The 18,655-nt window shown below is 50.2% G+C and carries 16 protein-coding genes; 11 read left to right on the top strand and 5 right to left on the bottom strand.

Annotation, left to right across the window (positions count from 1 at the left end):
* The first annotated feature begins 50 nt into the window (after positions 1-50).
* From iaaA to gsiD, 5 genes are read left to right on the top strand one after another with little or no spacing between them, the layout of a single operon-like run.
* A complete protein-coding gene (iaaA, locus tag OGY01_RS20415) occupies positions 51-1,016 on the top strand; it encodes a beta-aspartyl-peptidase (protein WP_286493583.1) in 966 nt (321 codons plus the stop codon).
* Positions 1,003-2,874, top strand: a complete 1,872-nt coding sequence (gsiA, locus tag OGY01_RS20420; protein ID WP_048221784.1) for a glutathione ABC transporter ATP-binding protein GsiA — start codon at positions 1,003-1,005, stop codon at positions 2,872-2,874. The genes iaaA and gsiA overlap by 14 nt, the downstream gene beginning before the upstream one ends.
* 27 nt (positions 2,875-2,901) lie before the next feature.
* A complete protein-coding gene (gene gsiB / locus OGY01_RS20425; protein ID WP_286493584.1) occupies positions 2,902-4,440 on the top strand; it encodes a glutathione ABC transporter substrate-binding protein GsiB in 1,539 nt (512 codons plus the stop codon).
* A gap of 47 nt (positions 4,441-4,487) precedes the next feature.
* Positions 4,488-5,408, top strand: coding sequence for a glutathione ABC transporter permease GsiC (gene gsiC / locus OGY01_RS20430; RefSeq protein ID WP_045441210.1), 921 nt, complete (start codon positions 4,488-4,490; stop codon positions 5,406-5,408).
* Between the two features lie 2 nt (positions 5,409-5,410).
* A complete protein-coding gene (gene gsiD, locus OGY01_RS20435) occupies positions 5,411-6,322 on the top strand; it encodes a glutathione ABC transporter permease GsiD (RefSeq protein WP_048221783.1) in 912 nt (303 codons plus the stop codon).
* A 95-nt stretch (positions 6,323-6,417) separates the two neighbouring features.
* On the opposite strand, the gene rimO is transcribed toward gsiD, so the two are convergent.
* Entirely contained in the window at positions 6,418-7,725 is a 1,308-nt protein-coding gene (rimO, locus tag OGY01_RS20440) for a 30S ribosomal protein S12 methylthiotransferase RimO (protein ID WP_286493585.1), read from the bottom strand.
* A gap of 225 nt (positions 7,726-7,950) precedes the next feature.
* Here rimO and OGY01_RS20445 point away from each other — a divergent pair, with 225 nt between their 5' ends.
* Both OGY01_RS20445 and glgP read left to right on the top strand, forming a co-directional pair.
* Positions 7,951-8,136 carry a glycine cleavage system protein T gene (locus OGY01_RS20445; protein ID WP_231593081.1) on the top strand — a complete coding sequence of 62 codons (186 nt, stop codon included), beginning with the start codon at positions 7,951-7,953 and terminating at the stop codon, positions 8,134-8,136.
* A gap of 53 nt (positions 8,137-8,189) precedes the next feature.
* Entirely contained in the window at positions 8,190-10,640 is a 2,451-nt protein-coding gene (glgP, locus tag OGY01_RS20450; protein ID WP_286493587.1) for a glycogen phosphorylase, read from the top strand.
* 10 nt (positions 10,641-10,650) lie between these two features.
* Here the strand turns inward: glgP and OGY01_RS20455 are convergent, their stop codons facing one another.
* Positions 10,651-11,598, bottom strand: coding sequence for a LysR family transcriptional regulator (locus tag OGY01_RS20455; RefSeq protein ID WP_045441215.1), 948 nt, complete (start codon positions 11,596-11,598; stop codon positions 10,651-10,653).
* 239 nt (positions 11,599-11,837) lie between these two features.
* Here OGY01_RS20455 and bssR point away from each other — a divergent pair, with 239 nt between their 5' ends.
* Positions 11,838-12,221 carry a biofilm formation regulator BssR gene (gene bssR, locus OGY01_RS20460; protein ID WP_045441216.1) on the top strand — a complete coding sequence of 128 codons (384 nt, stop codon included), beginning with the start codon at positions 11,838-11,840 and terminating at the stop codon, positions 12,219-12,221.
* 102 nt (positions 12,222-12,323) lie between these two features.
* Complete coding sequence (locus OGY01_RS20465; protein WP_286493588.1) at positions 12,324-13,433, top strand: PQQ-dependent sugar dehydrogenase; 1,110 nt, start codon at positions 12,324-12,326, stop codon at positions 13,431-13,433.
* A 20-nt stretch (positions 13,434-13,453) separates the two neighbouring features.
* Here the strand turns inward: OGY01_RS20465 and OGY01_RS20470 are convergent, their stop codons facing one another.
* Positions 13,454-14,080, bottom strand: a complete 627-nt coding sequence (locus OGY01_RS20470; protein WP_045441218.1) for a glutathione S-transferase family protein — start codon at positions 14,078-14,080, stop codon at positions 13,454-13,456.
* A 319-nt stretch (positions 14,081-14,399) separates the two neighbouring features.
* Between OGY01_RS20470 and dacC the strand changes: the two genes are divergently transcribed.
* On the top strand, positions 14,400-15,602 hold the full coding sequence (dacC, locus tag OGY01_RS20475) for a serine-type D-Ala-D-Ala carboxypeptidase (protein WP_048222747.1): 1,203 nt from the start codon (positions 14,400-14,402) through the stop codon (positions 15,600-15,602).
* A 45-nt stretch (positions 15,603-15,647) separates the two neighbouring features.
* Here dacC and deoR read toward each other — a convergent pair whose 3' ends face one another.
* Both deoR and ybjG read right to left on the bottom strand, forming a co-directional pair.
* Positions 15,648-16,406, bottom strand: a complete 759-nt coding sequence (gene deoR, locus OGY01_RS20480; protein WP_286493589.1) for a DNA-binding transcriptional repressor DeoR — start codon at positions 16,404-16,406, stop codon at positions 15,648-15,650.
* A 66-nt stretch (positions 16,407-16,472) separates the two neighbouring features.
* Positions 16,473-17,081 carry an undecaprenyl-diphosphate phosphatase gene (gene ybjG, locus OGY01_RS20485; protein WP_286493590.1) on the bottom strand — a complete coding sequence of 203 codons (609 nt, stop codon included), beginning with the start codon at positions 17,079-17,081 and terminating at the stop codon, positions 16,473-16,475.
* A gap of 319 nt (positions 17,082-17,400) precedes the next feature.
* Here ybjG and OGY01_RS20490 point away from each other — a divergent pair, with 319 nt between their 5' ends.
* Positions 17,401-18,633, top strand: a complete 1,233-nt coding sequence (locus tag OGY01_RS20490) for an MFS transporter (RefSeq protein ID WP_286493591.1) — start codon at positions 17,401-17,403, stop codon at positions 18,631-18,633.
* Positions 18,634-18,655: the final 22 nt, after the last annotated feature.

Raw genomic sequence — 18,655 nt, forward strand, 5'->3', positions numbered from 1 at the left:
ATTTCTGATATTTATAACCCCGATACCAGCCACCTTAATGGACGATAAAAATGAGCAAAGCAGTCATTGCAATTCACGGTGGTGCTGGCGCAATAACCCGCTCACAACTGAGTCAGGAGCAGGAGTTACGTTATATACAGGCGCTGTCAGATATCGTTGAGGTGGGGCAACGGATGCTTGAAGCGGGTCAAAACGCGCTGGATGTCGTCACCGAAGCCGTACGCCTGCTTGAAGAGTGCCCTCTGTTCAATGCCGGAATTGGTGCGGTGTTTACCCGTGATGAAACCCATGAGCTGGATGCTTGCGTTATGGACGGTAATACGCTGAAGGCGGGAGCTGTTGCCGGGGTTAGCCACCTGCGAAACCCGATCCTTGCTGCTCGTCTGGTGATGGAGCACAGTCCGCATGTCATGATGGTGGGGGAAGGGGCGGAAAATTTTGCCATTGCGCAGGGAATGACGCGCGTTGCTGCCGATATTTTCTCTACACCAGAGCGTTTTGCACAGCTTGTGGCGGCGCGTGCGGAGGATGAGACGATACTTGATCATAGTGGTTCGCCATTGGACGAACGCAATAAAATGGGGACCGTCGGTGCGGTAGCGCTGGATCAGTACGGCAATCTGGCTGCTGCGACATCAACGGGTGGTATGACCAACAAATTGCCGGGGCGCGTCGGTGACAGTCCGCTGGTCGGTGCGGGGTGTTATGCCAATAATGCCAGTGTTGCTGTCTCCTGTACGGGAACTGGCGAAGTATTTATTCGTGCGCTGGCTGCTTATGACATTGCGGCGCTGATGGATTATGGCGGTCTGAGCTTATCAGAGGCGTGCGAACGCGTGGTGATGGAGAAATTACCGGCGTTGGGCGGCAGCGGTGGGCTAATCGCCGTCGATCATGAAGGTAACGTCGCTTTACCGTTTAATAGTGAAGGCATGTACCGTGCATGGGGATATGCCGGCGATACGCCAACTACCGGTATTTACCGGGAGAAAGGAGATACCGTTGCCACACAGTGATGAGCTTGATGTCAGCGATGTGCTGGCGGTCAGCAACCTGAATATTGCCTTTGAGCAGGAGCAGCAACGTATCAGCGCGGTGCGTAATCTGTCATTTCGCCTGAAGCGTGGAGAAACGCTGGCGATTGTTGGCGAATCCGGTTCAGGGAAATCAGTAACTGCTTTGTCACTAATGCGTCTGATAGAACAGGCGGGCGGTGAAGTAAGTTGCGATGAGATGCTGCTTCGGCGACGTAACCGACAGGTAATTGAGCTCGGTGAACAAAGCGCCTCGCAGATGCGTCATGTACGCGGTGCGGATATCGCGATGATCTTCCAGGAGCCGATGACGTCACTCAACCCGGTGTTTACCGTTGGCGAACAGATTGCCGAGTCTATTCGCTTACATCAGGGCGCAAATCGTGAAGATGCGATGGCGGAGGCCAAACGAATGCTCGACCAGGTGCGTATTCCCGAGTCGAGGGCCATTTTATCGCGCTACCCGCATCAGCTTTCCGGCGGCATGCGTCAGCGGGTGATGATTGCGATGGCGCTCTCTTGCCGTCCTGCGGTATTGATTGCTGATGAGCCGACAACTGCGCTGGATGTCACTATTCAGTCACAGATCCTTCAGCTGATTAAAGTGTTACAGCAGGATATGTCCATGGGGGTGATATTTATCACCCACGATATGGGGGTTGTTGCCGATATAGCCGATCGTGTGCTGGTAATGTATCAGGGGGAAGCTGTAGAAACCGGCAGCGTTGAACAGATTTTTCACGCCCCCCAACATCCCTACACTAAAGCGCTTCTGGCAGCCGTACCGCAGCTTGGAGCGATGAGCGGGCATGACCTTCCGCGTCGGTTTCCGCTTATTTCCCTGCATGATCCTGACCATATTGAACCAGAGACTGAACAGGACACCGTGGTTGAGGGGGAGCCGATTTTGCGGGTACGCAATCTGGTGACGCGTTTTCCATTGCGTAGCGGCATTCTTAATCGCGTAACTCGCGAAGTTCATGCAGTAGAAAACGTCAGCTTTGATCTCTGGCCCGGTGAAACGCTATCGCTGGTTGGGGAGTCAGGCTGCGGTAAGTCCACCACCGGGCGCGCGTTGTTGCGTCTGGTGGAGTCCCAGCGTGGGGAGATAACGTTCAACGGCCAACGTATTGATACGCTGGCGGCCAGCAAGCTGCAGCCGCTGCGCCGGGATATACAATTTATCTTCCAGGACCCTTATGCATCACTGGATCCTCGCCAGACGGTGGGATATTCGATTCTGGAACCGCTGCGGGTTCATGGTTTACTGCAAGGCGATGCAGCGGCAAAACGCGTGGCATGGTTGCTGGAGCGTGTTGGGTTGCTTCCTGAGCATGCCTGGCGTTATCCGCATGAATTTTCGGGCGGGCAGCGTCAGCGTATTTGCATTGCCCGGGCGCTGGCGCTGAATCCGAAAGTGATTATCGCCGATGAGTCTGTTTCCGCACTGGATGTCTCAATTCGTGGACAGATTATCAACCTGTTGCTCGACCTGCAGCGCGAAATGGGTATTGCATACCTGTTTATTTCTCACGATATGGCGGTAGTAGAGCGTATCAGTCACCGTGTGGCAGTGATGTATCTGGGACAAATTGTAGAAATTGGGACCCGGCGGGCGGTGTTTGAAAATCCTCAACATCCCTATACCCGAAAATTGATGTCGGCAGTACCAGTCGCCGACCCATCTCATCACCGGCCGCAGCGCGTACTGCTGTCGGATGATATCCCCAGCAATATCCGCAAACGCGGTGAAGAAATCTTCCCCGTCTCACTCCAGTTAGTTGGGCCGGGGCATTATGTTGCGCGTTCGCAAGCGGATAATGCGCTTTCGCGTTTATAACAGGCAGGCAGGGTTCAGGAGAATAACATGACAAAAATTGTTGCTCGAAAATGGCTGGTTGCTCTGGGGGTAGCCTCTGCACTGGCTGCGTCTCCTTCCTGGGCTGCCAAAGATGTGGTGGTGGCGGTAGGGTCTAATTTCACTACGCTCGATCCGTATGATGCGAACGATACGCTGTCACAGGCGGTGGCGAAGTCGTTTTATCAGGGATTGTTCGGTCTTGATAAAGAGATGAAACTGAAAAACGTGCTGGCGGAAAGCTACACCGTTTCCGCCGATGGCCTGACGTACCTCGTCAAACTGCGCCAGGGCGTGAAGTTTCAGGATGGGACCGACTTCAATGCCGCAGCGGTAAAAGCCAACCTTGATCGAGCCAGTAATCCGGAAAACCATCTTAAACGCTACAATTTGTATAAGAATATTGATAAAACCGAGGCCGTCGATCCGTCTACGGTGAAGTTCACGCTAAAACAACCGTTCTCTGCATTTATCAATATCCTGGCGCATCCGGCAACGGCGATGATTTCACCAGCAGCACTGGAAAAGTACGGCAAGGATATTGGTTTCCATCCTGTTGGTACCGGCCCTTATCAACTGGATACCTGGAATCAGACCGATTTTGTTAAGGTGAAGAAGTTCCCAGGCTACTGGCAGCAGGGATTGCCAAAGCTTGATACGATTACCTGGCGTCCGGTAACGGACAACAATACCCGTGCGGCAATGTTGCAGACGGGTGAAGCCCAGTTTGCTTTCCCGATCCCTTACGAGCAGGCTGCGTTACTGGCGAAGAACAAAAATCTGCAACTGGTTGCCAGCCCGTCAATAATGCAGCGTTATATCAGTATGAACGTCACGCAAAAACCGTTCGACAACCCGAAGGTGCGCGAGGCGCTGAATTATGCCATCAACCGTCAGGCGCTGGTGAAAGTAGCTTTTGCCGGTTACGCGACGCCAGCGACAGGTGTTCTTCCTCCGGCGATTGCCTACGCACAAAGCTATACGCCGTGGCCTTACGATCCGGCAAAGGCACGTGAATTGTTAAAAGAGGCGGGTTATCCCAACGGGTTTACCACCACACTGTGGTCGTCGCATAACCACAGCACCGCGCAGAAAGTTCTGCAATTTACGCAGCAGCAGTTAGCGCAGGTGGGCATTAAAGCACAGGTCACGGCGATGGATGCCGGACAGCGAGCCGCCGAAGTTGAAGGGAAGGCGCAGAAAGAGAGTGGGGTGCGGATGTTCTACACCGGCTGGTCAGCGTCTACGGGCGAGGCTGACTGGGCGCTGTCGCCGCTGTTTGCTTCACAAAACTGGCCGCCAACCTTGTTTAATACGGCGTTCTACAGTAACAAGCAGGTGGACAGCGATTTATCGGCAGCATTGCAGACCAACGATCCGGCGCAAAAAGCGCAGTTGTACAAAGACGCGCAAGATATCATCTGGAAAGAGTCGCCGTGGATCCCGTTAGTGGTGGAAAAACTGATCTCTGCGCACAGTACAAATTTGACCGGATTCTGGATTATGCCGGATACCGGATTTAGTTTTGATGATGCGGATTTGCAATAAGCTATTCATTTGGCCCCTGAATAACGGGGGCCGCCGAAGGGAGTCTGATGCTTAACTATGTTTTCAAGCGCCTGCTGGGGCTAATTCCAACCCTGTTGATTGTCGCGGTGCTGGTGTTTTTATTTGTCCACCTGCTGCCAGGCGACCCTGCCCGACTGATTGCCGGGCCGGAGGCCGACGCTGAGGTTATTGAACTGGTGCGCCAGCAGTTGGGTCTGGACCAGCCGCTGCATGTTCAGTTCTGGCATTACATCACTAACGTTTTGCAGGGCGATTTCGGGACATCAATGGTCTCCCGTCGGCCGGTGGCTGAAGAGATTGCCAGCCGCTTTATGCCGTCCCTGTGGCTGACGATCGCCAGTATGGCGTGGGCGGTTTTATTTGGTATGACGGCGGGGATCATCGCCGCCGTATGGCGCAACCGTTGGCCGGACAGGGTGAGCATGGCGCTGGCGGTAACGGGGATATCTTTCCCGGCCTTTGCGCTTGGTATGCTGTTGATGCAGATATTCTCCGTTGAGCTGGGCTGGTTACCGACCGTTGGCGCAGACACCTGGCTGCATTATATCCTGCCTTCCATCACTCTCGGTGCAGCGGTGGCGGCGGTGCTTGCACGTTTTACCCGTGCCTCGTTTGTCGATGTGCTTAGCGAAGATTACATGCGCACTGCTCGTGCGAAAGGGGTAAGTGAAACCTGGGTGGTGTTAAAACACGGTCTGCGAAACGCAATGATTCCGGTCGTTACGATGATGGGATTGCAGTTCGGTTTTTTGCTTGGTGGCTCAATTGTGGTTGAGAAAGTGTTCAACTGGCCCGGGCTTGGGCGATTGTTGGTAGACTCTGTTGAAATGCGAGACTATCCGGTGATTCAGGCCGAGGTTCTGTTATTTTCTCTGGAGTTTATTCTTATTAACTTAGTGGTGGATGTGCTCTATGCCGCCATTAATCCCGCTATCAGGTACAAGTAAGGATGCGATTTTTTAACTGGCGCCGGCAGGCGATTTTAAATGCGATGCCCCTCGTGAAGCCTGAACAGATCCGTACGCCATGGCATGAGTTCTGGCGTCGTTTTCGTCGCCAGCACGTGGCGATGATCGCCGGGATATTTGTGCTGGCCTTGATCCTGGTCGCGATATTTGCCCGCTGGCTGACGCCGTTTGATGCCGAGAATTACTTCGATTATGACCGTCTGAATGACGGCCCGTCGATGATGCACTGGTTTGGCGTCGATTCATTGGGTAGAGATATTTTCAGCCGCGTGTTGGTCGGTGCGCAAATCTCGCTGGCTGCGGGAGTCTTTGCCGTCTTTATTGGCGCGGCGATAGGGACGGTATTGGGACTGGTGGCGGGCTATTACGAAGGCTGGTGGGATCGGCTGATTATGCGCATCTGCGATGTGCTGTTCGCCTTTCCTGGTATTTTGCTGGCAATTGCGGTGGTGGCGGTGCTGGGAAGTGGCATTGCTAACGTCATCATTGCTGTTGCAGTCTTCTCCATTCCGGCCTTCGCCCGTCTGGTGCGAGGGAATACGCTGGTACTTAAGCAACAGACGTTTATTGAGTCGGCGCGTAGCATCGGCGCCAGCGATACAACTATCATCTTCAACCATATTCTGCCGGGAACCGTCTCCTCGATTGTGGTCTTTTTTACCATGCGTATCGGGACATCGATTATTTCAGCCGCGAGTTTGTCATTTCTTGGGTTAGGTGCTCAGCCGCCAACGCCGGAGTGGGGGGCTATGCTTAACGAAGCGCGGGCAGATATGGTGATCGCGCCGCACGTGGCGATTTTCCCGGCAGTAGCTATATTCCTGACGGTACTGGCGTTTAATATGTTGGGAGATGGCCTGCGCGACGCGCTGGACCCTAAGATAAAGGGATAAACCGTAGGCCTGATAAGATGCTTTAGCATCGCTATCAGGCATTGCCAGATGTCAGCATAAATGGCTTATCCGGCCTACGGTTCTGTTACGTGTGTTTAGACGCGGGAGCCCCACAGATCGTATTCGTCTGCGTTTTCAACTTTCACGCGGATGATATCGCCTGGTTTCACGTCGGTTTCCCCATTCATGTACACCGCGCCGTCGATTTCAGGTGCGTCTGCCATGCTACGGCCAATGGCGCCTTCTTCGTCAACTTCATCAACGATGACCATAATTTCGCGACCTACTTTTTCCTGCAAACGTTCAGCAGAGATCTGCTGCTGAAGTTGCATAAAGCGGTTCCAGCGCTCTTCCTTCACCTCTTCCGGGATTTGATCCGGCAGATCATTTGCGCCAGCACCCTCAACCGGGCTGTACTTAAAGCAACCAACGCGATCCAGGCGAGCTTCTTTCAGGAAGTCGAGCAGCATCTGGAAGTCTTCTTCTGTTTCACCCGGGAAGCCGACGATGAATGTCGATCGCAGAGTCAGCTCAGGGCAGATTTCACGCCATTGTTTAATACGCGCTAATTGTCTGTCCACAGAGCCAGGTCGCTTCATCAGCTTGAGAATACGCGGGCTGGCATGCTGCAGTGGGATGTCCAGATACGGCAGGATTTTACCTTCCGCCATCAGTGGAATTACGTCGTCAACGTGCGGGTACGGGTAGACATAATGCAAACGGGTCCAGATACCCAGTTTTGACAGTTGCTCACACAGGTCAACCATGCTGGTTTTTACTGGTTCGCCGTTATGAAAACCAGTGCGATGCTTCACATCCACGCCGTAAGCAGAAGTATCCTGGGAGATTACCAGGATCTCTTTCACACCGGCATCAACCAGGCGTTTAGCTTCGCTGAGTACGTCGCCGATCGGACGGCTCACCAGATCACCACGCATAGATGGAATAATGCAGAATGTGCAGCGGTGGTTACAGCCTTCTGATATTTTCAGATAGGCGTAGTGACGCGGTGTCAGTTTGACGCCCTGCTCAGGTACCAGGCTCTGGAAGGGGTTATGCTTCGGCTTTGGCACATAGTGGTGAACATGCTCAAGAACCTGTTCGTAGCTATGTGGCCCGGTGATTTCCAGCACCTTCGGGTGAACTTCACGGATCTGATCGACTTTCGCGCCCAGACAGCCGGTGACAATCACCTTGCCGTTTTCGTTCAGCGCTTCGCCAATCACTTCCAGTGACTCTTGTACCGCACTGTCGATAAAGCCGCAGGTGTTAACGATAACCATATCCGCGTCGTCGTAGCTCGGTACAACATCATAACCTTCAGTACGAAGCTCAGTCAGGATGCGTTCGGAATCGACGAGGTTTTTCGGACAACCTAGTGATATAAAACCAATTTTTGCCATTTTCTTATACTGTACATTGCTCGTAATCGGGGGATTATACAGATGCCTTCACGCTACATCTATATCTGATAGCGAGAAGACGAACAGAATAAAGGGGAATTAATAGAATATCTGCTGGTGAAAGGTGTTTAGAGAGTCTAATTCCGGCTTTAAGTGCTACTTCTTGGCTATAGAAACGCATTGGCGTAAATTTTATTCCGTCGAGCGTTATCAATGAGGTTAAATTTGAAAGATATTGTTTTGCAGGCCAAACTTGAAATGGCTAAAACACTTTATGCTAATGGCGTGAGTTTATATTATATCTCTCTCGCGACAGGTCTAACCTGGCGTATTTTAATGGCAGAATTAAGTTTTATTACTCGCCACGAAGTTATCCTGCAAAAAAGTAAAACTCGAAAACCTGAGCTTTAAATAATTCGCCTGTCGATGTCCCATCCTACAATATTCTGAAAGGTAATGTTGATATGTATATTTCGCCACTTCCGGTCGCTGCAGATTCTGATGTTGATAAACTTAGAGATGATATTGCGAATAAACTCTTATTTACGATTGGTAAGGATCCCGCAATCGCGACAAAACGGGAGTGGCTAAATGCAACGTTATACGCCGTGCGCGATCGAATGGTCGAACGCTGGCACCGCTCTAACCGGGCCCAGTTTTCTCAGGATGCCCGCCAGGTTTACTATTTATCGATGGAATTTCTGATTGGACGTACTCTTTCCAACGCGTTGCTTTCTTTAGGCCTGTACGATGAAGTGAACTGCGCGCTTGAAGCTATGGGGCTGGATCTGGAAGAACTGATCGATGAAGAAAATGACCCTGGGTTAGGTAATGGCGGTCTCGGACGTCTGGCTGCCTGTTTCCTCGATTCGCTGGCGACGCTTGGGCTGCCTGGATGCGGATATGGTATTCGTTATAATTACGGTATGTTCAAACAAAATATCGTAAATGGAGTACAAAAAGAGTCTCTGGACTATTGGCTGGAATACGGGAATCCGTGGGAATTCAAACGACATAATACGCATTATAAAGTGCGTTTCGGTGGTCGCATTCAGCAGGAAGGGAATAAAACCAGGTGGATTGAAACCGAGGATATTCTGGCTGTGGCGCACGATCAAATTGTGCCCGGCTACGCGACAGACACCACAAATACATTACGCTTGTGGAATGTGCAGGTTAACAGCGAGGTTAATTCTGGCAAACTGAATCTGAATGATGATTTTTCTATTGAAGTGGAAAACAAATACCACTTTGAGAGGATCTCGCGGGTGCTATACCCGGACGACTCTACCGATGCTGGCCGTGAATTACGCTTACGACAGGCTTATTTCCTGGCGTCCGCAACAGTTCAGGATATTCTGAGTCGTCATTATCAGTTGCACAAAACCTACCATAATCTGGCAGATAAAATCGCAATCCATCTTAATGATACTCATCCGGTACTGGCGATCCCTGAACTGATGCGTTTATTGATCGATCAGCATCAGTTTTGCTGGGAAGATGCGTTTGATGTGACCTGTCAGATCTTTTCCTATACCAATCATACCCTGATGAGCGAAGCGCTGGAGACATGGCCGGTGGAGATGCTGAGCAGACTCCTGCCTCGTCATTTAAAGATTATTTTTGAAATTAACGAGCGGTTCCTGAAATCGGTGAGCGATAAATATCACGATAATAGTGAGTTACTAAAACGTGTATCGCTGATTGATGAATCTAATGGTCGCGTGGTGCGTATGGCCTGGCTGGCTGTAGTTGTCAGCCATAAAGTCAATGGCGTGTCGGCATTGCATTCAAAACTGATGACGGAATCCTTGTTTGCTGATTTCGCACGTATTTTCCCTATGCGTTTTACTAATGTGACTAATGGTGTTACGGCCAGGCGTTGGCTGGCCCTGGCGAATCCTCCACTTGCCAGCGTGCTGGATGAGCATATTGGTCATACCTGGCGTACCAAACTTATTCAGCTTGGCGAATTGAAGCAGTACATCGATTATCCGTCCGTGAATGAGGCGGTGCATCGGGCGAAGCGGGAAAATAAACAGCGGTTGGCACACTACATTGCCACACAATTTGGTGTGGTAGTGAATCCTGATGCTTTGTTTGACGTGCAAGTAAAGCGTATCCACGAGTACAAGCGGCAATTACTGAATGTGCTCCACATCATCACCCGTTATAACCGCATTAAAGCTGCGCCGGATGCCAATTGGGTACCTCGTGTGAATATTTTTGCGGGAAAAGCCGCTTCGTCGTACTACATGGCGAAACAAATTATTCGCTTAATTAACGATGTGGCGCAGCGGGTCAATAACGATCCGCAAATTGGTGGCAGGTTGAAAGTGGTGTTTATACCGGATTACAGCGTCAGTCTGGCGCAATTGATCATTCCGGCCGCAGATCTGTCTGAACAGATTTCGTTGGCCGGTACTGAAGCTTCCGGGACCAGTAACATGAAGTTTGGGCTTAATGGCGCGTTAACAATCGGTACGCTGGACGGGGCGAACATTGAGATGCGGGAGTATGTCGGCGAAGATAACATCTTTATCTTTGGGAATACGGCACAAGAAGTAGAAGCCTTACGACAAAGCGGTTATAGCCCCAGAGCTATTTTTGAGAACGATATTGAGCTGCACCAGGTACTGACTCAAATAGGTACTGGCATGTTCAGTCCACAGGAACTAGGGCGATATCAGAATATACTGGATTCGTTGATTAACTTTGGCGACCATTATCAGGTTTTAGCGGATTATCGTAGCTATGTAGATTGCCAGGATGCGGTGGACGATTTGTATTGTAATCCTCGTGAATGGACGACAAAAACGCTGCATAATATTGCCAATATGGGTTACTTTTCTTCAGACAGAACGGTACAGGAATATGCTGATAACATCTGGCGTATTACCAAAATACACGTTTAACCTTTAATGACTACAGGTGCCCTTCCAGGTTTTCAGGACCGGGAGGCGCTTGTAATTCAGCCAGAATGGGAGCCAGTATCTTATGGGTACTGGTTTCTTTACGCGATGAAGCATAAATACTAAATTGCGGTAACGGGAATGGTGTGTTTATTTTTTTTAACCCGTAAAGTTTTGCGTGAGTGTTAAATACTTTTTCCGGGATCACGCCTACACATTGTGTATTAGATACAATGGTGAGTATTGCTGTAAAAGAAGAGGTGAGCAGGCAGCGCTCTCCAGTTCTGAATTTCTTATCAACGATGCTTCTGTGGTAAATAATCTTTTCATTTTTTGTGTTATAGCCGACGAGATTTGCGCGTCGGAACATTTCTTCACTAATCGAATTCTCATACAACGTATTATTCTGTGAAGCGGCCAGTACCAGGCGCATATCACATATTTTTTGGCAGGAGATCCCCCCTGATTCAACCGAAAAGGTTGAAAAAACAACATCCGCCTGCCGCATGTTTAACAACTCAATAATGCTTTGCTCATTTAAATCGGCGGTAAGATGCAGGAGGCTAATATCAGCGTCAGTGTTGATTATTTTGGCTGTGACATCGGGAATAACGATCGGAGAAATAAAAGATTCAGTGTACAGAGTGAGTCTTTTTTTTGTTGCCGGGGACGAATGTGGCATCAGCAGTGAGAGTTTGTCGATAATTGGGATCGTATTGTCATAAAGCTCGTCGGAATAGACTGTCGGCAACAGAGCATTGCCGCTGCGGACAAATAAGTTATCCCCCATTAATTCGCGTAGCTTCCTTAATGATTGGCTGACGGCAGAGGGCGAAATATTCAGCATGTCAGCGACCCTGCTGATACTGCCTACGCTATAGATCAAACAGAAAATCGTCAGCAGATTGAGGTCTATCTTTGATAGCGTGCGTATTTTTTCTGCATCATTTGCTTTTGACATAGTCCCCTCATGCTAAGCGTCGCGCAGTAATCCCACAGGTATAGCAAAAAATGACCGGTAAGTCAGAGATCTGAGGGAGGTTGTCTCTCCGTGAGCACAACGACTCTGTCCGCAGCTACAGGTTGTAACATTGTAAATTATGTTAATCAATTAGGGTTTATTGATATAGAGCATCAATTTGTTCAAAAAACAACCATACTATTAAGTTGCACTATGGTTGGAAAGAGGAGGAACAAAGTATGGTTGTTGACAGACTGAGAACCGACCTTCTCAACAAGTTGATAAACGCCCGCATCGACCTCGCCGCTTATCTGTTGTTGAGGAAGGCGAAAGGCTACATGTCAGTCAGCGAGAACGATCGTCTGCGTGATGGTTTTTTTGCACTGAATCGCGAACTACACGATCAATCACAGCTCCACGGTATGCATCTTGATCAGGAAGAGTGGAATGCCCTTCATCGTGCTGAAGGGGCGTTAGCCGCCGCCGCTGTTTGTCTTATGAGTGGACATCATGACTGTCCAAATTTTATTGCTGTTAACGCAGAGAAACTTGAAAACTGCCTGACAACGCTGACGCTGAGTATCCAAAGCTTGCAGAGCTACTCAACATTGGAACACGTCTGAACCAGGGGGAGGGTGCTCCCCCTTTTCGTTAATATTATGTAAAAGTAGCAGGATATCTCCTCCTGCTGGCTACGCTTTATGCAGAGCCATTAAGGAGGTGTTATGCGTCGACTCTTTCTCTGTGTTGCCTCGTTTGCGTTACTTTCCCCTTTTGCCGGTGCTGAACTGTCTGCTGTGAAGGTTGAAGTGTTGCAAACCAAACTTGACCATCCCTGGTCACTTGCTTTTTTACCTGATAATCGCGGCATACTCATTACGCTTCGGGGAGGACAACTTCGACTCTGGCAAGCCGGTAAGGGGCTTTCAGATCCGCTGACCGGTGTGCCAAAGGTTTGGGTAAATGGCCAGGGAGGATTACTCGACGTGGTGTTAGCGCCGGATTTTGAACACTCCCGGCGGGTTTGGCTCAGTTATGCTGAAGCCAACCATGAAGGGAAAGCAGGGACAGCCGTAGGCTACGGACGACTGAGTGATGACCTCAAGCATCTGGAGGGATTCAAGGCGATTTTTCGCCAAATGCCTAAACTCTCAACCGGAAACCATTTTGGCGGACGCATGGTGTTTGATGGCAAAGGTTATCTGTTTATTGGACTGGGAGAGAATAATCAGCGTTCTACCGCTCAGGATCTGGATAAGTTGCAAGGCAAGGTTGTGCGTCTGACCGAGCAGGGCAAAATTCCGTCAGACAATCCCTTTGTGAATCAGGCTGGTGCTCGTCCTGAAATTTGGTCGTACGGCATTCGTAATCCGCAGGGCATGGCGATGAATCCCTGGAGTGAGGTGTTGTGGTTAAATGAGCATGGTCCACGCGGAGGCGATGAAATTAATGTCCCCGAAAAAGGTAAAAACTATGGCTGGCCGATAGCGACCTGGGGTGTTAACTACAGTGGTTTTAAAATTCCGGAATCACAGGGCGAAATAGTCGACGGTACTGAACAACCCGTCTTTTACTGGGAAAAATCTCCAGCAGTCAGCGGAATGGCCTTTTATAACCGCGATACCTTCCCGCAGTGGCAGCAGAAACTGTTTATTGGCGCGTTGAAAGAACAGGACGTGATCGTGTTAAGCGTCAACGGGAATAACGTGACGGAGGACGGACGCATTTTGCGGGAAAGGGGGCAACGGATCCGTGATGTGCGTGTCGGACCAGACGGTTATTTATATGTGTTAACCGACGAGTCCGACGGGGAATTACTTAAGGTGAGTCCCTGAACATTGCATCATTGACGCTATTAGCTGACTGGGATCATGACCACTTTCTGGAATGCCGGACGCTCGGTGAGCTGCTGATACCAGCGTTCAAGATGAGGTCGGTGGGTCCAGCTCAGGCCGACGTTAAACAGGTTATAGATGAACGGTGCGACGGCAATATCGCCGGTACCAAATTCAGCCCCGGAGAACCATGGTTGGTTTGCCAGCGCGTCGTCAAGAATGCTAAACAGGTTATCGCAAACCTTCGCCCCTGCGTCGATGGCTGCCTGGTCACGTTGTTCAGCCGGTGTTCTGACCAGACCGAATAAAATCACCCGGTGTGCAGGACTCAACGTCTGGTTAGCCCAGTCCATCCATTTTTCGCCTTCAGCGCGCTTTGCCGGAGCATCAATCCACAAACGCTTTTGCCCGTACTGGGCAGCCAGATAGCGGACAATGGTGTTGGATTCCCACAGTAATACGTCGGTTTCATCATCGCGCAGTAGCGGAACCAGGCCGTTGGGATTCATTGCCAGATAGTCCGCATCGTGGTTAATGCCATGCTGCCCGCCCGCCAGGATTTGGGTATACGGTAGTTCCAGTTCTTCGAGCGTCCACAACACTTTCTTTACGTTGGTCGAGTTATTTCGACCCCACAGTGTAATCATAGTAACTCCGCAAATTAATTGAGCAGCTTTATGTCTGCATTCGGCATCTGACAGGTTCACATGGTGGGGTAAACCTAATATTTACGCAACAAGGTGTAAAAAAATCGTGATGGGGGCAGCGCAGCGCAATGTTATTGCATAAACTTTAAAAACTTTACCAACTTACGGTTTCTTTAAGCTCGTTAGTGCGTTATTACTCACCGCACTTATTTTACACGTCATCCATCAGGCCTCTTCTGCGTTGGTTGGGCCGATGCAGTTTGTGTAAACACGGTGTGTTATGACGTGGTTTTTTGGAATGGATACTCGGGTGGCATTTATGACGCAATACTTCTCTTCCCTTCGCAGCCTGGCTGCAGGTTCAGCACTCTTATTCCTTTTTGCACCAACCGCACAGGCGGTGGAGCAACCAACGGCCCCGCCGAGCGTGGATGCGCGGGCGTGGATCTTAATGGATTACGCCAGCGGCAAGGTTCTGGCGGAAGGCAATGCTGACGAGAAACTGGACCCAGCCAGTCTGACTAAAATTATGACCAGCTATGTGGTTGGTCAGGCGCTGAAGGCGGGGAAAATTAACCTGACTGACATGGTGACCGTGGGGAAAGATGCCTGGGCGACGGGCAACCCGGCCCTGCGTGGATCTTCGGTGATGTTCCTGAAGCCTGGCGATCAGGTAGCGGTGTCCGATCTGAATAAAGGCATTATCATCCAGTCCGGTAATGATGCCTGTATCGCTCTGGCAGATTACGTGGCCGGTAGTCAGGAATCCTTTATTGGTTTGATGAACGGTTACGCGCAAAAACTGGGACTGACCAACACCACTTTCCAGACGGTACATGGTCTGGATGCGCCAGGGCAGTTCAGTACCGCGCGTGATATGGCGTTGCTGGGCAAAGCGTTAATCCACGATGTGCCAGAAGAGTACGCCATCCATAAAGAGAAAGAGTTTACCTTCAATAAAATTCGTCAACCGAACCGCAACCGCCTGTTGTGGAGCACCAACCTGAATGTTGATGGTATGAAAACGGGTACCACTACAGGTGCGGGATATAACCTGGTGGCCTCCGCGACGCAAGGTGATATGCGCCTGATCTCCGTGGTGTTAGGGGCGAAAACCGATCGTATTCGTTTCAATGAGTCAGAAAAACTGCTCACGTGGGGCTTTCGTTTCTTTGAAACCGTTACACCGATCAAGCCGGATGCAACTTTCGTGACCCAGCGCGTCTGGTTTGGTGATAAGAGTGAAGTCAATCTGGGGGCTGGAGAAGGCGGATCTGTGACTATCCCACGTGGTCAGCTTAAAAACCTGAAGGCCAGCTTTACTCTGACTGAACCGCAATTAACCGCTCCGTTGAAGAAAGGCCAGGTTGTCGGAACTATCGACTTCCAGCTTAACGGGAAATCTATTGAACAGCGTCCGTTGATGGTGATGGAAGCGGTTGAAGAGGGCGGATTCTTTAGCCGGATGTGGGACTTTGTGATGATGAAGTTCCACCAGTGGTTTGGTGGCTGGTTCTCTTAATTTCAGTCATTGCCGGATGGCGTTATCGCTGTCCGGCAAACCCCATCAATACATCAGCTTAATATGCTGTGCTTTAGCGTAATTAACAAATTCATCGTCAGGACGGTTATCACTGATGATGGTATTAAAGCGTTTTAATTCTCCCATCCGTGCGGGACGCACCTTGCCAAATTTACTGTGATCTACCACCAGAACGTGATATTGCGCCATCGACATCGCCCAATGTTTAACCGGTAACTCTTCCAGGTTAAAACAGGTCGCGCCCTTGTCAATATGAACGCCAGCGGCGGAGTAAAAGGCAATATCCGGGCACAGGTTATTCAGTGTTTCCTGGAAATCGAGTGGTTTGAAAATCGCATTGCTGGCATGGAATTCACCCCCACACAGGATGACGCGACACTGTGGTTTTTCCTGTAGTGCCAGAAACGTATTCAGCGAGTAACAGATAGCTGTGAAGGGCAGTTCATTATCTATCGCTTCGATGATCCACGGCGTAGTTGTACCGCAGTCAAAAAAAATTGTCTGATGCGCCTGAACGAGGCTTGCAGCCTGCTGCGCGGCGCGCCGTTTTTCATCCACCAGGCGGGATTTTTGGTCGCTGATTAGGTAGTGGCTGGCGCTGCGGGGTTCCAGAACAATATAACCCCCAAGCAATACCATAGGGGCATTGTTATTGTTCAGATCGCGACGGATGGTCATCTCAGATACGCCCAACAGCGTCGCGGCTTCTTTAAGGTGTAATTTATCGCTGCGTTTCAGTGCCTGCAGCAATTGACCAATACGCTCGTCGCGTCGTGTTTCCATATTTCCCCTGATGAGTAGAGTATGCGATCAGTATCGCGCGCCTAATACTACTCTTTTTACCAAGGGTTAGTCACGCACCCAGCCCTTACGGATGGGCAGGGCGAAGCAGGTGCGATAGCACGCTTGCAAACCGTTATACAGAGGGGCGCCAAATCGTTGCCAGATCATCTGTGCACTCAGGCAGCCGATCAGGCCTGCCAGCAATCCGCCCAGCATATCCAGCGGCCAGTGTACGCCGAGGTAAACCCGCGACCAGGCAATTGCGACAGCGATGACCATCAACAGTGTGCCAGACCAGAGGCGATGCCAGAACAAAAACGCCAGCGCAAAGGTAAAAATGACCGTACCGTGATCGCTTGGGAAAGAGTCATCAGGCGCATGGTGCAGGAAGTTGTAACCGATATGATTAACGAACGGACGATCGTGTGGGAACAGATGGCCCATCAGCCACGAAATGGTTAAACCGACGATCAGCGCGATCGCCATTTTTATAACCAACTGACGCTGAATGATAACACGGCTACGCGGGCCCCAAAGCCAGAGTACAACGGCTAATATCGGTACGATATTGATCAGATCTTTGGCGATAAAAATGGCAAGCGAGATCGCCCACTGCGCAGAGTCTGGCGTGGCGTTGATCAGGTAAAAAAGCGAGTTATTCAGATTTTCCAGCATAACATCCAGACTCAGTACAGTGTTTAAAAAAAAGGCGAGCAATGCGCCTCATATCCGTATCAGACAGATCATAAAATCGCGGCCACCTGAGAAAAAGTGGTTTTGTCTTATTTATCTGTTAAATGAAGAGTTTTAATACAGCTATTGAGATTTAATCACCATGATAACGACTTCAACTTAAATTAACCTTAACGCGGGAGGATATTGTGAAAACGAGTGTAAAAATGTGCGCATTTTGCTTTCAATTCACATAATTCACTATCACCAGTTCGGCGCATTTATTACACTTTGCGAGTTTTTTCATTTGTTAAGAGACTGCATGCAGAACCGTTTATCTTCAGGCGCCCGTTTGGGGCGTCAGGCATTACTTTTCCCTCTCTGTCTGGTGCTTTACGAATTCTCTACTTATATCGGTAACGATATGATCCAGCCCGGAATGTTGGCAGTAGTGGAGCAATATCAGGCTGGATTAGATTGGGTTCCAACTTCCATGACTGCTTATCTGGCTGGTGGCATGTTTTTGCAATGGCTGCTTGGGCCGCTGTCGGATCGCATAGGCCGTCGCCCGGTGATGTTAACCGGTGTTGTCTGGTTCATTATTACCTGCCTGGCGACGCTGTTTGCGCAGAATATTGAGCAATTTACCTTCCTGCGTTTTTTGCAAGGGATCAGCCTGTGCTTTATTGGCGCGGTGGGCTATGCCGCAATTCAGGAATCCTTTAAAGAGGCGGTCTGTATTAAAATTACCGCACTCATGGCGAATGTGGCGCTGATTGCACCTTTGTTGGGGCCGTTAGTCGGAGCCGCCTGGGTGCATGTTCTTCCGTGGGAAGGGATGTTTGTTCTGTTTGCGGCACTGGCGGCCATCGCCTTTTTTGGCTTACAGCGCGCGATGCCTGAAACGGCAACCCGGCTGGGTGAAAAGCTATCCATTAAAGAGCTTGGCAAAGATTACAAACTGGTGCTTAAAAACGTGCGTTTTGTCGCCGGAGCACTGGCGCTGGGCTTTGTCAGCCTGCCGTTACTGGCCTGGATTGCGCAGTCCCCGATTATCATTATTAGTGGTGAACATCTCAGCAGCTATGAATATGGTCTGTTACAGGTGCCGATTTTTGGTGCGCTGATTGCCGGGAATCTGGTGCTGGCTCGTCTGACTTCGCGGCGCACAGTACGATCGCTGATTATTCTGGGCGGTTGGCCAGTTGCTGTGGGGTTGATTATCGCTGCGGCAGCCACGGTGGTTTCTTCCCATGCTTATCTGTGGATGACGGCAGGTTTGAGTATTTATGCTTTTGGTATAGGTGTGGCGAATGCAGGTCTGGTGCGCCTGACACTGTTTGCCAGCGAAATGAGCAAAGGGACTGTTTCAGCCGCAATGGGCATGCTACAGATGCTGATTTTTACCGTCGGTATTGAGTTGAGCAAACATGCGTATCTGATCGGTGGAAACGGCTTATTTAGCCTGTTTAATCTGGCAAGCGGTATAATTTGGCTGGTCCTGATGTTTATCTTCCTGAAGGATAAACGGGTCGGAGATTCCCGGGAAGGATAGGATTTCAATGCCTGATAGTTGT

The organism is Citrobacter sp. Cm038 (assembly GCF_030333105.1).
Lineage (GTDB): Bacteria > Pseudomonadota > Gammaproteobacteria > Enterobacterales > Enterobacteriaceae > Citrobacter > Citrobacter murliniae.

Excerpts from the sequence above, each read along its gene's own strand:
- OGY01_RS20465 (WP_286493588.1), top strand. The coding sequence starts at position 12,324 with ATGCGTCGACTCTTTCTCTGTGTTGCCTCGTTTGCGTTACTTTCCCCT.
- gsiB (WP_286493584.1), top strand. The coding sequence starts at position 2,902 with ATGACAAAAATTGTTGCTCGAAAATGGCTGGTTGCTCTGGGGGTAGCC.
- iaaA (WP_286493583.1), top strand. The coding sequence starts at position 51 with ATGAGCAAAGCAGTCATTGCAATTCACGGTGGTGCTGGCGCAATAACC.
- gsiD (WP_048221783.1), top strand. The coding sequence starts at position 5,411 with ATGCGATTTTTTAACTGGCGCCGGCAGGCGATTTTAAATGCGATGCCC.
- dacC (WP_048222747.1), top strand. The coding sequence starts at position 14,400 with ATGACGCAATACTTCTCTTCCCTTCGCAGCCTGGCTGCAGGTTCAGCA.
- OGY01_RS20455 (WP_045441215.1), bottom strand. The coding sequence starts at position 11,598 with ATGTCAAAAGCAAATGATGCAGAAAAAATACGCACGCTATCAAAGATA.
- rimO (WP_286493585.1), bottom strand. The coding sequence starts at position 7,725 with ATGGCAAAAATTGGTTTTATATCACTAGGTTGTCCGAAAAACCTCGTC.
- OGY01_RS20490 (WP_286493591.1), top strand. The coding sequence starts at position 17,401 with ATGCAGAACCGTTTATCTTCAGGCGCCCGTTTGGGGCGTCAGGCATTA.
- bssR (WP_045441216.1), top strand. The coding sequence starts at position 11,838 with ATGGTTGTTGACAGACTGAGAACCGACCTTCTCAACAAGTTGATAAAC.
- glgP (WP_286493587.1), top strand. The coding sequence starts at position 8,190 with ATGTATATTTCGCCACTTCCGGTCGCTGCAGATTCTGATGTTGATAAA.
- OGY01_RS20470 (WP_045441218.1), bottom strand. The coding sequence starts at position 14,080 with ATGATTACACTGTGGGGTCGAAATAACTCGACCAACGTAAAGAAAGTG.
- deoR (WP_286493589.1), bottom strand. The coding sequence starts at position 16,406 with ATGGAAACACGACGCGACGAGCGTATTGGTCAATTGCTGCAGGCACTG.
- ybjG (WP_286493590.1), bottom strand. The coding sequence starts at position 17,081 with ATGCTGGAAAATCTGAATAACTCGCTTTTTTACCTGATCAACGCCACG.
- gsiC (WP_045441210.1), top strand. The coding sequence starts at position 4,488 with ATGCTTAACTATGTTTTCAAGCGCCTGCTGGGGCTAATTCCAACCCTG.